The sequence below is a fragment of the Salipaludibacillus sp. HK11 genome, assembly GCF_047795645.1.
In the GTDB taxonomy this organism is placed as follows: Bacteria; Bacillota; Bacilli; order Bacillales; family Salisediminibacteriaceae; genus Salipaludibacillus.
In genome coordinates, this window is the sequence record NZ_CP181045.1 from 494,667 (window position 1) to 509,517 (window position 14,851).

Genomic DNA, 14,851 nt, shown 5'->3' on the forward strand with positions numbered 1-14,851 from the left:
GTACTTTTTAGTGTTTTATGTATAATTCGGGTTTAAAAATAGTACCTAATTTACCGTCCACCGGAGGCAAGGTTATTAGATTTATGACATTAGTTACTGTTATGCTTTAATTTCGTAGAAAAGATGCCTGTCCTTAAATTAATCATGTTTTGTCCAAGCACTGAATATCATTTACTAAAGAGTGGGAGGGGAAAGCAATGATTGAAACTATTCTAGGGCTCTTCACCAGTGAGCAGCAAGCGCAATCGATTCTATCTAATCAAGCAATCGAATTTATTTTCATGACGTTATTTGTTACATTTGTGATCGCTTTTCTCGTTCACTTTATCTTGTATTTTAAATTAAAGAAAATCCGTCATCATTTACAAGTAACAGATTCAATGGATGTTGAGCCGTTACGATCATTTAAAGCAGAATATGATACGAAACAAAAAAAAGAATCTGTGAAAGTAGATACGTTTGTTCAGGGGAAGTTTTCAAGTTGGCGCGTGTTAAATGTTCCAGTGGTTAGTCTGATTAAAATGATTCAGATGACCGTTTCTCTATTTATATTAGTAGGGGTATTAGGAACATTTATCGGACTAACGATGTCACTCGGAAGTATTGATTCAACTGGAGATCAACTGGTCGATAATGTTGCTAGTGTCCTTGCTGGAATTGATGTCGCGTTTTATACGAGTATTGCAGGAATGGGATTATCCCTGATTATGACAGTAATCATCCGAATCGCAAATACGGAATATTTGATGACAGATATTATGTTAAAAATGGAAACACATTTAGATGGTAACGAAGAAAATACGATGGCTCGATTGATTGAAGTGTCGGAATCAATCAATTCTTCGATTATTGATCTTCGCGAAACAAATCAACAATCATTACAAAATATCGAAAAATCATTTAATGGTTTTCAAGAGTATACCGTGGGATTGCAGAAAGCAGCAGAAGATTTAAGCAAATTTAACGACGGATTATCGGATAATTTAGACGATTTCCATGTTCTTTTTGATAGTATGAAAAAGGTAACTAATGGTTTTGATAAATCGGTGACGAAGCTCAATAACAATTTTGAGCAATTATTTTCTTATTTTACGAAGATGGATAAACGAAATGAGCGTATGTCTCAAGCGTTTCAATATACATACCAAAAAATAGAGGAATTATCTAATTCGCAGATAAAGTCATTGAACACATTTGAAGATTCGGTTGTCGATTGGAAAGAGTTTATCTCCTCCATGGCAGAAAGACAAGAATCGTCCCAGGCAGCATTTGAGAAGGTCAATGCACAAAGTGATGATTTAGTTAAATTAATGAAGGAAAACAATAAACAGTTTAAAGCTGTCTTTGGAGAAAATGTTAGCTCGAAACTTTCTGGTATCCATTCTTCCTTAAGTGAGCTAACGAGAGGATTTGATAAACTTGGACACTCGATTGTACAATTGCCCGATGCGTTAGAAACAATAAAAATCACACAAGCTGAATACAAACACCTACTAATGGACAGGTTTGACGAGTTGAAGGAATTTAATCAAGAATTCAATCAACATTTGAAAACTCATTCTAAGGAATCGGTCGCGTTTGAAAACCATCTACATGAAGCAACAAAATCTTATGAACAAATTGGATCGAAAAATTATCAATTAATTAATGAAATGAACCGGACTCTTAACCAAATGACTGATTCGTTTATTCAACGAGAGAATCAGATCGATTCTAGCGTAGGAGTTCTCAAAGACACACTTTCTAGATATGTTGCGAATTTAGATGGAACACTCGGTGACAAACTAGATAAGGTTAGTCGAAACCTCAATGACTATCTAGTTGAAATGAATGGTGCTATAAAAAAAGAATTCAAGCAAATAAGTGAAATATCAGAAGAGAATCAACAAAAAAATATTCGAATAACGCAGCAAACGATCACTGATCTGACGCAAGAATTTCAAAATTTTAACCGTCAACTTTACGCTTTCACCCAAGAGGCAGAGAGGCAAAGCAATCGTATAAGGGTTGGCACAAATGATTAATAAATACCAACGACTTTTTAAAGGTGAGCAGGAGGAAAGTCATTTTTGGCCGTCATTCACTGATTTGTTAACAGTTATCTTACTGTGTTTTGTGTTAATTTTTATTATCATGATGGTGATCAAATCGTTTCAAATTGAAGAGATGAAACGAACGATCGATCAAATAATGGGAGTTAGAGTCAATCTAGTAGAGGAATTACAAGAAGAGTTCAGTGATTCTACCTTAGGGATTAAAGTAGATGAAGATACGGGAGCATTAATTTTTAACACCGATATTTTGTATGAATTCGATGAAGCTGACTTAAAACCAGAGGGGTTTGCGTTTTTGGATGAGTTTGTCCCGACCTATTTAGAAGTGCTATTAGAAGGTGGTTATGAAGACTATATTTCCGAAATTATCATAGAAGGGCATGCAGATAGGTCTGGAGGATATTTGTACAATTTAGAGCTTTCCCAAGAAAGAGCATTTAGCGTCGCTGAGCATATTCTTAGTGAAAGATTCCCAGAAAAACACATCCAACAACCCTTTCAAGAAAAATTAACTGTAAACGGTAAATCTAATATGGATGAACGTATGGATGATGCAGGAAACTATAGTGCCGAGGATTCACGACGCGTAGAGTTTAAGTTCCGTTTAAAAGATGAAGAAATATTAAACCAAACAAGAGAATTACTAGAAGGGAATTAAGGAAGCGAAGGGACGGTTCTTCTGCTTCCTTTTCTGGTCGATTTAACTGAGAAATAACGAACGTCATACTCCAATCTTGCTGAAGATTCGGTGAATAGCGAGTACCTTTCCTTGCATTTAAATTAATATATTAATATAATTATCTCTAGAAGATCATATATCTTCTGAGCTTAATAATCTCAATAATTACTAAATTAACGAGATAAATATAATAAATGGAGGAATGTTTTTGTGAAGAATAAGATAATAGGGTTTATGCTTCTTGCACTTGTATTGGTATTAGCAGCTTGTGGGGGAAATAATGATGTAACAGAAAATGAAAGTGCGGGAAATGAAAATGTAGCAGAGGAAACTGAAAATGAAAATGGAGAAGAAGAAGAAGAAGCTTCTAGTAGTGTTGTTGAATTGAATGCTTCAAACTGGGATTTTGATCAAGATACTTATACAGCTGAAGCTGGTGAAGTGACAATAAATCTTAATAATGAAGAAGGACACCACGGAATTGAGATAGAAGGTACAGATGTTGTCATTGATGGCGAAGGATCTGCAACTGCTGATTTAGAACCTGGCGAATATAGAATCTATTGTAGCATTCCATGTGGTGAAGGCCATGATGAGATGGAAGCAATGTTAGTAGTAGAGTAAACGACAATCTTTTTAATAGCAATGCCTAAGTACTTAAGTACTTTAGGCATTGCTATTTTTATACATTAAGAATGTTTAACGTCGCTAAAGATTTAAAGTATAAACTAAACTAAAGCTTTCGCCATGATGAATTTGGCAATAAGCCAAGTTATTCTAATTTGCGAAAAGGAAACAAAAGAAAACGGATCGATACTCCCAAAAAGTTTTGTGTAAGAAAACTTAACCCATAAATACCAAAAACTCTACTCAGAGTTTTTTTCTGTTTGTACGGAAAATGAGACAAATGAATTAAGTTTCATTAGTATAAGTGAAATCCTATGATAACAGTCTTTGACTGATGTGAAATAGAAAAAATGAGGAGCTTAGAAATGATGATATCGCTTCTATAATATCGAAAAAAATAGCACCACTCCAAGCATGAATTAACATTATGAAAAGTTCATGTTCCGTTCATTTTACAAAATGTATAATGAAAGTCTTTAGCGAAGGTTGTAATATAAAAATCATCATTTACCGAATAAATTCAGAATTTTCATTATTCTTTTTATTGGAGGTGAAGAAAAACACATCACATTTCAAACAGTTAGATTTTCTACAATAATAGAAAGTGTGTAAGATTTCCCTCCATATATAGGAAGGTAATGACATACTTTAGCTATAATCAACGTATGAAATAAATAGAAAAGCTAATAGGGGGAATGGACATGTCAGATAACGTAAAAATCGGCCTGATTCAAGCAACGAACGATGTTGATGGTGATGAGTCAGTATCTATTCATAAGGAAGTGGCAATTGAAAAACATATTAAATTAGTAAAAGAAGCAGCTGAGAAAGGCGCACAAATCATTTGTTTACAAGAAATCTTTTATGGACCATATTTTTGTTCTGAGCAAAAAACAAAGTGGTATGAAGCAGCAGAAGAAATTCCAAATGGTCCAACGACGAAGAGGTTTCAAGACTTAGCGAAAGAATTACAAGTTGTAATTGTTCTACCAATCTATGAAAAAGAAGGCATTGCAACTTATTATAATACAGCAGCGGTGATAGATGCTGATGGAACTTACTTAGGAAAGTATCGAAAACACCATATTCCACATGTCGGAGTTGGAGAAGAAGGATATGGATTTTGGGAGAAGTTTTATTTTAAACCTGGTAACGGAGGATACCCTGTTTTTGATACCGCATATGCGAAAGTAGGCGTATATATTTGTTATGACCGTCACTTCCCAGAAGGTGCAAGATTGCTTGGGCTAAATGGTGCGGAGATTGTATTTAATCCATCAGCAACAGTTGCTGGTCTTTCCGAATACTTATGGAAACTAGAACAACCAGCTCATGCGGTCGCAAATGGATATTACGTTGGCGCAATTAACCGTGTCGGGATAGAAGCACCTTGGAAAATGGGAGAATTCTATGGTCAATCTTATCTCGCAGACCCTAGAGGTAATTTTGTATCGATGGGTAGTCGTGATAAAGATGAAGTGATTATCGGAGAAATGGATAAAAAATTGATTCGAGAAGTACGTGATACTTGGCAGTTTTATCGAGATAGAAGACCTGAGACTTATAACGATATGTCTGAACAATTATAATGGACCATTTATTCGCTAGGCGAGAATAGAGTAAAGCTAATATGACTTTACTCTATGTTTAGTTTTTTGAAAAAATCGTAAAACTTTAATCCATTTTTTGAAGGAGGTTAATGATAGTGAGCTTAATTAGTAAAGGGATTTCACTGGAAAACTTAGCGGGAAATTTCGCAGAAACACATCCAGGTTTAACGAATCAGGAAGTGGCAGAAGAAGCTAATCGTTGCCTTTATTGTTATGATGCTCCCTGTATTACGGCCTGTCCAACAGACATTGACATCCCAAAATTTATAAAAAAGATCGCTTCTGGAAATTTAAAAGGTTCAGCAACTACAATTATGGATGCGAACCCAGTTGGAGCTAGTTGTGCTCGAGTATGTCCTACGGAAGAACTGTGTGAAGGAGCCTGTGTGTTAAATCATTCGACGAAACCAATTATGATTGGTGATTTACAGCGTTATGCGACAGATTGGGCAATGAAAAATGAACAACTTCTCTTTAAAGCAGGCGAGAAAAATGGCAAGTCAGTTGCCATTGTTGGTGGTGGCCCAGCAGGATTATCTGCCGCCCGAGAACTCGCTCGTTTCGGCTTTGACGTTACGATTTATGAAGCAGAAAAGAAAGCGGGTGGCCTTAATACGTATGGGATTGTTTCGTTCCGTTTACCGCAAAATATTTCGTTATGGGAAGTGGAGCAAGTTGAAAAGCTAGGTGTAGAAATTAAAACGAATACCAAAGTAGGCGAAGATATTTCACAAGATGAATTATCGAAAAATTTCGACTTCATTGTTTTTGCGATTGGGATGGGCAGTGTACCGAACGTCGGAATAGAAGGGGAAGAGTTAATTGGTGTCCATGACGCGATAGAGTTTGTAAAGAGTACAAAATCAGGTGAAATCACAGATGAATTAGCTGGGAAAAAAGTTGTTGTTATCGGTGCAGGTAATACAGCAATTGATGGTGCAACATGCTCGATTCGTAAGGGGGCAGAAAGTGTGAAAATTGTTTACCGTCGAACGGAAAATGAAATGACAGCTTATGATTTTGAATATGAGTTTGCAAAGCAAGAAAGGGTTGAATTTAATTGGTTAACACAACCTATTAAAATCATTGGTGATAAACATGGGATGGTTACTCATTTACAATGCGTTCGTATGGAGTTAGCTGAAGAAAGTGAGGATGGCAGACGTAAACCCGTGCCGATAGAAGGTTCAGAGTTTACGATGGAAGTAGATGCAGTGATTAAAGCGATCGGTCAAACACGGTATGTTGATATTATTGAAAAATTCAGATTAGAGCATGATGGTGGAGTTGTAAAAATAGACCCTGAAACTCGTCAAACATCCAATCCTAACGTTTTTGCAATTGGAGATGTGACGTTTGGTAATGGTCAAGGAGAGGCCATGGTTGTGACAGCAGCACAGCAAGGAAAAGAAGCTGCTTTTGCCATTCATCAACTCGTTTCCAAAACAGCTGCAACAGCGTAGGGAGACAAATTTTAGAGGGGGAAACATCATGGCTGATTTAAGTATTAATTTTGCAGGAATTATATCACCGAATCCTTTTTGGCTTGCTTCTGCTCCTCCGACGAATACAGGATATCAAGTACAGCGAGCATTCAAAGCTGGATGGGGCGGTGCTGTTTGGAAGACATTAGGAGAACCTATCATTAACACGACGTCTCGTTTTGCGGCCGTAGACTTTAATGGTAAAAAAGTTGCTGGATTTAACAACATTGAGTTGATTACTGATAGACCATTGGAAGAAAATTTAAAAGAAATTTATGAAACAAAGCAACTCTATCCGGATCATGTAATTATTGCTTCACTTATGGTTGAACCTACGCAAGAAAAATGGCATGAAATTGTTCAAAAAGTAGAAGCTGTTGGTGTTGATGGCTTGGAGTTAAATTTTGGTTGTCCACACGGGATGGCAGAGCGAGGAATGGGATCAGCATCAGGGCAAGTTCCTGAACTTGTTGAAAAACAAACGAGATGGGCCAAGGAAGTAGCAACAACCCCTGTCATTGTCAAGTTAACCCCAAATATCACGGATATCACTCATACAGCTGAAGCAGCAGTAAGGGGCGGTGCAGACAGTGTCAGTATGATTAATACAATTAATAGTTTAGCAGGAGTTGACATTGATACGTGGCAAACTATCCCGAATGTAGCTGGGAAGGGGGCACATGGAGGTTATTGTGGACCGGCAGTGAAACCAATTGCGTTAAATATGGTTGCAGAATGTGCCAAAAATGACCGGATCAATGTTCCGATATCTGGAATAGGAGGTATCTCCAACTGGCAAGATGCAGTTGAATTTATGTTAATGGGTGCAACAGGCGTGCAAGTTTGTACAGCGGTTATGCATCATGGTTTTAGTATCGTCGAAGATATGATTGATGGGTTAAATAATTATCTTGATGATAAACAGATTGCATCTGTATCCGAGCTTGTTGGGAAATCTGTTAGTAGTTTCTCTGAATGGGGCAACTTAGACCTGAATCATCAAGTCGTTGCACAAATTAATAACGATATCTGTATTAACTGTAATAAGTGTCACATTGCCTGTGAGGACGCTTCCCACCAATGCATTGACATGTTAAAAGATAATCACGGAAATGATATTTTACGAGTACGTGAAGAAGACTGTGTCGGCTGTAATCTTTGTTCAATTGTCTGTCCTGTTGATGGAGCGATTGATATGATCGAATTCAAAAATGGCAAACCGCCAATGACATGGAATGAAAGACAAGCAGCGATTGGTTCGGTAGCTTCCTGTGATGTTGATTTAGTGAAATAGAGAAATGACTTTAGGAGGGTGCTAATTATGAAAAAAATAATTAAAAATGGAACGATTGTTACTGCTTCTGATACGTACAAAGCTGATATTTTAGTAGAAAACGGAGTTATTGCTACGATCAGTAAAAACATCACTGATAGCTCTGCGGAAGTGGTAGATGCGGAAGGAAAGTATGTTTTTCCAGGAGGGGTAGATCCTCATACTCACTTAGAAATGCCATTTGGCGGTACCGTGAGTAAAGATGATTTCGAAACGGGGACAAAAGCTGCTGCGTTTGGCGGGACTACAACTGTCATTGATTTTTGTATAACGAATAAAGGGAAACCACTGCAAAACTCGATTGATCAATGGCATGCGAAATCAAAAGATAAAGCAGTTATCGATTATGGTTTTCACTTAATGATAAGTGAAATGAATGAAGATGTCTTAAATGAACTTCCAAAAGTGATGGATCAAGAAGGAATCACATCGTTTAAAGTATTTATGGCCTACAAAAATGTCTTCCAAGCAGATGATGGAACATTGTTTAAAACGCTTGAAACAGCGAAAGAACTCGGTGGATTAGTAATGGTTCATGCCGAAAATGGTGACGTGATTGATCATTTAGTTAATAAAGCATTAGCGAAAGGAAATACAGATCCTATTTATCATGCGTTAACTCGTCCACCTGAGGCAGAAGGCGAAGCAACCGGACGTGCAGCGCAATTAACGGGGTTAGCAGATTCACAATTGTACGTTGTCCATGTTTCCTGTGAGGAATCAGCAAACAAAATTGCTGAAGCTAGAAAAAAAGGATATGACGTTTGGGGAGAGACATGTCCACAATATTTAGCGTTAGATCAAAGCTATATGGATCAACCAAACTTTGAAGGAGCTAAATATGTTTGGTCTCCACCTCTTAGAGAGAAGTGGAACCAAGAAAAACTGTGGAACGCATTAAAAACTGGAGAACTTCAAACAATCGGTTCCGATCAATGTTCGTTTGATTTCGAGGGGCAAAAGGATTTAGGGAAAGGTGATTTCACTAAAATTCCGAATGGTGGTCCGATGATTGAAGACCGAGTAAGTATCCTCTTTTCTGAAGGTGTGAAAAAGGGAAGAATTACACTTAATCAATTTGTTGATATGACCTCCACTCGTTCAGCTAAATTGTTTGGTTTATATCCTAAAAAAGGCACTATCTCCGTTGGGACCGATGCCGATATCGTCATCTTTGACCCAAATGTTGAAAGAACAATTTCTGTTGAGACGCACCATATGGCAGTTGATTACAACGCGTTTGAAGGAATGAAAGTTACAGGTGAGCCAATCTCTGTTCTATCACGCGGAGAATTTGTCATTAAAGATAAACAGTTTGTTGGAGAGGTTGGCAGTGGTGAGTATTTGAAACGTGCTCGCTACGGGAAATTAACCTCAGATACGGATGAAGCGGCATTAGTAGAATAGAAGAAAAAAGTGACAACTAGGGATCGAATCTGGCAGATAGTAAGAAATAAGAGGGAACTGAAAAAGATTTGTACAGAAACGTCCGTGCAAAACCCAAAAAGTTGCCTATATCGAAGAAAACAACAGCGCCACCAATGCGCTAAGCTGATGTTCGTGTCGTGAAAGCGGAAGGTGTTTTGTACGGACATCATTCTTTTTCAGTACCTCCAAAAAAAGTATAGGGGGTATCATGTATGAGTAACTCAAATCACTTAAGGTCGCCAGATTTATTACCTATTCCGCATAACAAGAAAAAAATAAGCACATTAGGTTTTGCTGTTCTTTGGGTAGGGATGGCAGTAGTTTTAGCTGCTTTTGCTATTGGTGGTGCTGGAATTGAATCCCTTTCACTACCAATGGTTATCCTTGCATCACTAATCGGAAACTTGCTAATCGGATTAATAATTACAGTGAATGGCGATATAGGAGTAGAACACGGAGTATCCTTCCCCGTTTATATGAGGGCACCTTTTGGGACAATTGGAACGCATTTACCTTCTATATTACGAGGCGTAACTGCGTCGATGTGGTTTGGTATTAATACATTTTTTGGATCGACTGCCATGAATGCGATTCTTAATGTCTTAGTTGGATTTGATAATTGGTTCGTCTGTTATATTATCTTTGCTTTTATTCAACTCTTTAATACTGCTTTAGGAATCAAAGCTGTGGAACGTTTTGCAGATCTTGCGGCACCAATCATTATTCTGATCGGTGTTTGGATGTTTTTCACTTTATCAGACCAGGCACTAGCCGAAGGACGGCATCTTTGGACTTGGGTGGAAAGTCCAGTTACTGGAATGGCAGCATTCACTGCATTTATGCTCGTTATCGCAGGTACGATGGGATTTTGGTCAACCCTAGCGTGCGATATATCGTCAATTTCAAGGTTCGTAAAAGCACCGAAATTCGAACGTAACTGGTTTAAGCGTAATAAAGGAACGTTGGTTGGTAGCGTCATTGCCCTTCCGATTACACAAACATTTATAATTGTATTAGGTGCCGTTTCATATATTGCTGTGTTTAACTATGACCCCGTTGTTGCTCTTCAAGAAGCGGCTTCAGGTATCGTTTTAGGTGTTTTACTTTTAATGATTGTTCTTTCCCAGTGGTCTACGAATATATCTGCAAACATTGTTCCAGCTGCAACGATTTTTTCAAATGCTGGTGGTCCAAAAATGCCATTTTGGTTAGGCGTCTTTGCAGCAGGAATTATCGGAACGTTATTCCAACCTTGGAATCTCTTTGAGGCACTACTTACTTTCTTAACAGTTATTGGAGCTGTATTATCAGCGATTGCTGGTATCGTCGTTGCTGATTACTATGTATTAAGAAAAAGAAGATTGAACGTGAATGACCTTTATGAAAATGAAGGTCAATATAAGTATCATAAAGGGGTTAATCTAGCAGGTATTATTGCATGGGCTATTGGCGGAGGTATCGCTATTTTCTTCCCAACATACTCTTTCTTTGTCGGATTTATCGTAGGTGGTGTGCTTTATTACTTCCTTGCTAAAAGTTGGTATTTCAAATCCTTCCAACAAGCAGAAATAAAAGATCCTGATGATGAGAAGTACTTAGGGATTACGGTTGGAAGAGATTGGATTATAGGAGATGAATATGAAGAAAAAGCACTAATTAGAAAGGCGAAAGGTGGAACTGTAGCTGCAGGAGAATAATAGACTAGTGATGTTTGGGATTTGTTAGGTAATGATTGACCGCGATTGGGAAAAATGACATTTAAGAGATATATAGCAAGGGGGATAATATAATGTCAACGTATGTTAATTATGTTGCAGAGAGAGAAAAAATAGATTTCTTAGTCGAGCAAGATTATATAATTAAAGGTGTAACAGAGAATTTAAGTGGTGCGTTTTTAGAATTTGAATACCGTGGGACGGATCCACAAAAAAATCAAATAGAAACATTACAAATTTTAAATGCGGATGCACGGAAGTACTTCTCAATGATTATAATTGATCAACAGAAACAAGGGATATAATTAATGAAGACTTTCTCCGTGGGGAGAGAGTCTTTTATTGATTGGAACTGGACCAAGTGTCCAGAAGCAGGAGCAAATCCACACCATAAACGAAACGTACAAAATACTGAAAATTGTTACGCACAATCACTGACGTCACTGTTAGTAATTGCTAGATTATATAATGAATATATAGTAGTATAATACTGAATAGAACAAATATTACAAAAATTAAGAGGTGGATTATTTGAAAAATCACTTCCCGTTAACAGTAGCAGACATTTTAACTCGAAAGCACTTTGAAAATTGTCACTTAGCAGCTGGTAAAAATGGATTAGCAAGAAACGTGAAGTGGGTTCATGTGTTTGAAGTAACGGAAGTAGGCGATCTTTTAAATGGGGATGAATTAATTCTTTCTACTGGATTTGGTTGGGTAGAAAACGAAGAAATATTGTATTCGTTATTAGTAGAACTAATCAACTGCAAGGCAGCGGGGTTGTGCATAGAGTTAGGAAAGTATGTGAAAGGGATTCCAGATAAAGCAAAAGACTTAGCAGATTATCACAGTTTTCCAATTATGCTTTTTCAGACGGAAGTTCCGTTTGTTGAGATTACCCAGGACATCCATTCCTATTTAATTAATCAACAATATGAAATGATTTCGAACCTTGAAAGGTATTCTGATAGTCTAAATAAAAAAGTTCTCTCGATAAATAATGAATATGAAATATTATTATTTCTTCAGAGGTATTTAAATTTACAAGTTATTTACTTAACACATAACAACGAATTCCAATGCATTCCAGAAATCAACGAAAATCAGAAAATTGGGTTACTTGATAAGTTAAATAACTATCACGCTAAAGATGATCCGCATGTTTCAAGTAAAAAAGTACCTATATTAGAAAATGACTATGCTGAAATTTTCCTCGTTGCCAAGGATAGGGTCTTAGGTGAATTTGAATCACTAATTCTCGACAGAACCGCAACGGCATTAGCGCAACATTTGCTTCGAGTATTATATACAGAGGAAAAAAGAAAAGCCAATGAAACAGAGTGGATACAAGAATGGTTGCAAGGCGTACATAGTGATGAGGTGGTGAAAGAACATCTCTCTTATTACAAAAATACAAAAAACTTAAATGGCGCAGTCGTATGTATTTTCAAGCTTAGTAGTGATGATGTAAATAACTATATCACTTCGGATTTCACATTCTTAAAGATCATGATTCAAACTATTTTTGATGAAAAAAATTTCTTTGCATTAACTATTGAAAAAAGAAATCATATTATATGTATCCTAATTAATAAGGAAAATACGGAAGAGTGGAAAAGTAGAGTGGGAGATGGGGTTGCAAAATTACTCAGTAATGATTTCCCCAATATTTCAAAAATTGACTTAGCTGTTGGCCAATATGTCAATAAATTAAGTGACATTAATAATAGTTATTCAGCAGCAAAAGAAACATTGCATCTCCAAGGGAAAATGCTAGTTGAAAATAGAAAATATTTCTATGACGACCTTCATATGTATAGACTTATTTCTTTAGTTGATAAACATAGTGATTTAAATGGATTTGTAAATGAATACCTTGAGCCGCTGGTAAATTATGATCTGAAATACAATACAAACTTAATGGAAACGCTAAAAGTTTATCTTGAGTGCAACGGTTCTAAAAAGGAAACGGCGACAAGGATCTTTGTTGTTAGGCAAACATTATATCATCGCATCGAGAAGTTAGAAAATATTTTAGGGGATGATTTTATGACCTCTGAAAAACGACAAGTTTTAGAATTTTGTATGTTAGCTAGGGAGTATTTAGCGTCTGTAAATCAATGAAGAAAATATTAAGGGATCGAACTTGATTTTTTCAAGTTCGATCCCTTTTAGTACTTTAAGAATGTGTAACTTCGCTAAAGGATTAAAGTATAAGATAAACTAAGGCTTTCGCCATGAAAGACTTGGCGACAAGTCAAGTTTTTCTAATAGTTATCTTTATCAATCTCTGATCCTCACACTAGCATTCTTTTTACAATCGATGAGTTTTCATTCAAGGATTTTTTACAATATGTCTAATGAATTGAATCAGTGAATAAGAGATAATTACAACAAGTAATCTAAACTTTCAGAAAAATACAATAAAAAGGGTGGGAAACCATAATGACAAAAATACAAACGGAAGTAGAAGCTATCTATAATTACGTGAATGGTGAAAAGCTTTACTCTAACAGCAAGCAATATTTAAATGTCACAAATCCAGCGACAAACAAAGTCATTGCGACAGTCCCGCTTTCGAATAAAACCGATGTCGATCATGCTGTAAAAAATGCGGAAACGACATTCGCAACATGGAGTAAGGTTCCTGTTCCAAAACGAGCAAGAATTCTATTTAAATATCATTCGCTATTAATGGCTAACCAAGTTGAATTGGCCAAATTAATCGTTGAAGAAAATGGGAAAAGTTATAAAGAAGCGTTTGGCGAAGTTTTGCGAGGGATTGAATGTGTTGAATTTGCAACGGGTGCACCTTCATGGATGAAAGGGGAATCATTATCGACGATTGCTGATGGCATCGATTCTGAGATGTTCAGGTATCCCCTTGGCGTTGTTGCAGGAATAACTCCTTTTAACTTTCCAGCTATGGTCCCACTATGGATGTTCCCATTAGCGATTGCGTGCGGCAATACGTTCGTATTAAAGCCTTCTGAACAAACACCGCTATTATCGAATAAGTTAGCTGAATTATTTACAGAAGCAGGTTTACCAAACGGTGTCTTAAATGTCGTTCATGGCGCACATGATGTTGTGAATAGATTGTTAGAACATCAAGAGGTAAAGGCAATTTCATTTGTTGGTTCCCAACCAGTAGCAAAATATGTTTATGAAACAGCAGCGGCAAACGGTAAACGAGTTCAAGCTTTAGCAGGTGCAAAAAACCACCATCTCGTTATGCCAGATGCTGACAATGACATGGCAGTAAACCAGATTATTATGTCGACATTCGGAAGTGCTGGGCAAAGATGTATGGCGTGTAGCGCTGTTGTTTTAGTAGGCGGTGGTGAGGAGTTTATGAAACTTTTGCAAGAGAAATCAGATAACATCAACATGGGTTCAGGTTTAGATGAGGACGTTTTATTAACTCCGATTATCAAAGAAACACAACTGACGAAAACGTTGGAATATGTTAAGAAGGGAATAGAAGAAGGCGCACAACTAGTGAGAGATGGACGGAATGAAATGGATAAATTCACTGAAGGCAATTTCATTGGTCCAACAATCTTTGACTTTGTTACGCCTGAAATGACGATTGCTAAGGAAGAGATGTTTGCTCCAGTATTGAGTGTATTTCGAGCGGGGAATTTGGAAGAAGGATTGGAACATATAAGGAAATCTAAATTTGGTAACGGAGCGACGATTTATTCCAATAATGCCCAAGCGATTCGAAAGTTTCGAGAGGAAGCAGATGCTGGGATGTTAGGCGTTAATGTTGGAGTTCCAGCACCAATGGCCTTTTTTCCTTTCTCAGGGTGGAAAGAATCATTTTATGGAGACCTCCATGCAAATGGATCCGACGGTGTTAATTTTTATACTCGTAAGAAAATGATTACATCTAAAGTAGATTACTAGGATGGAGGG

The 14,851-nt window shown here is 37.0% G+C and carries 12 protein-coding genes; all 12 read left to right on the forward strand.

Translation table 11 applies throughout. From position 1 onward, the window contains the following. The first annotated feature begins 197 nt into the window (after positions 1-197). The 12 genes from ACM26V_RS02690 (at position 198) to ACM26V_RS02745 (ending at position 14,842) form a co-directional block, all read left to right on the forward strand. The gene (locus ACM26V_RS02690; protein ID WP_416149926.1) at positions 198-2,024 is read left to right on the forward strand and encodes a MotA/TolQ/ExbB proton channel family protein; all 1,827 of its coding nucleotides are present in this window, start codon (positions 198-200) and stop codon (positions 2,022-2,024) included. Beyond that, positions 2,017-2,712 carry an OmpA family protein gene (locus tag ACM26V_RS02695; protein WP_416149927.1) on the forward strand — a complete coding sequence of 232 codons (696 nt, stop codon included), beginning with the start codon at positions 2,017-2,019 and terminating at the stop codon, positions 2,710-2,712. Before ACM26V_RS02690 ends, ACM26V_RS02695 begins: the two co-directional genes overlap by 8 nt. 231 nt (positions 2,713-2,943) lie before the next feature. Continuing rightward, a complete protein-coding gene (locus ACM26V_RS02700) occupies positions 2,944-3,357 on the forward strand; it encodes a cytochrome C oxidase subunit II (RefSeq protein ID WP_416149928.1) in 414 nt (137 codons plus the stop codon). A 704-nt stretch (positions 3,358-4,061) separates the two neighbouring features. Continuing rightward, positions 4,062-4,949, forward strand: a complete 888-nt coding sequence (locus ACM26V_RS02705; RefSeq protein ID WP_416149929.1) for a nitrilase-related carbon-nitrogen hydrolase — start codon at positions 4,062-4,064, stop codon at positions 4,947-4,949. Between the two features lie 110 nt (positions 4,950-5,059). Further along, entirely contained in the window at positions 5,060-6,433 is a 1,374-nt protein-coding gene (locus tag ACM26V_RS02710) for an NAD(P)-dependent oxidoreductase (RefSeq protein ID WP_416149930.1), read from the forward strand. A 28-nt stretch (positions 6,434-6,461) separates the two neighbouring features. Further along, the gene (gene preA, locus ACM26V_RS02715; RefSeq protein ID WP_416149931.1) at positions 6,462-7,748 is read left to right on the forward strand and encodes an NAD-dependent dihydropyrimidine dehydrogenase subunit PreA; all 1,287 of its coding nucleotides are present in this window, start codon (positions 6,462-6,464) and stop codon (positions 7,746-7,748) included. Between the two features lie 27 nt (positions 7,749-7,775). After that, a complete protein-coding gene (hydA, locus tag ACM26V_RS02720) occupies positions 7,776-9,194 on the forward strand; it encodes a dihydropyrimidinase (RefSeq protein ID WP_416149932.1) in 1,419 nt (472 codons plus the stop codon). 233 nt (positions 9,195-9,427) lie between these two features. Next, complete coding sequence (locus ACM26V_RS02725; RefSeq protein WP_416149933.1) at positions 9,428-10,912, forward strand: NCS1 family transporter; 1,485 nt, start codon at positions 9,428-9,430, stop codon at positions 10,910-10,912. A gap of 92 nt (positions 10,913-11,004) precedes the next feature. After that, the gene (locus ACM26V_RS02730; RefSeq protein ID WP_416149934.1) at positions 11,005-11,235 is read left to right on the forward strand and encodes a hypothetical protein; all 231 of its coding nucleotides are present in this window, start codon (positions 11,005-11,007) and stop codon (positions 11,233-11,235) included. A 3-nt stretch (positions 11,236-11,238) separates the two neighbouring features. Continuing rightward, positions 11,239-11,418 carry a hypothetical protein gene (locus ACM26V_RS02735; RefSeq protein ID WP_416149935.1) on the forward strand — a complete coding sequence of 60 codons (180 nt, stop codon included), beginning with the start codon at positions 11,239-11,241 and terminating at the stop codon, positions 11,416-11,418. A gap of 43 nt (positions 11,419-11,461) precedes the next feature. Further along, positions 11,462-13,054 (forward strand): PucR family transcriptional regulator, encoded by a 1,593-nt coding sequence (locus tag ACM26V_RS02740; protein WP_416149936.1) that lies wholly within the window; start codon positions 11,462-11,464, stop codon positions 13,052-13,054. Positions 13,055-13,375: 321 nt separating this feature from the next. Beyond that, positions 13,376-14,842 (forward strand): CoA-acylating methylmalonate-semialdehyde dehydrogenase, encoded by a 1,467-nt coding sequence (locus ACM26V_RS02745; RefSeq protein ID WP_416149937.1) that lies wholly within the window; start codon positions 13,376-13,378, stop codon positions 14,840-14,842. The last annotated feature ends 9 nt before the right edge of the window (positions 14,843-14,851 follow it).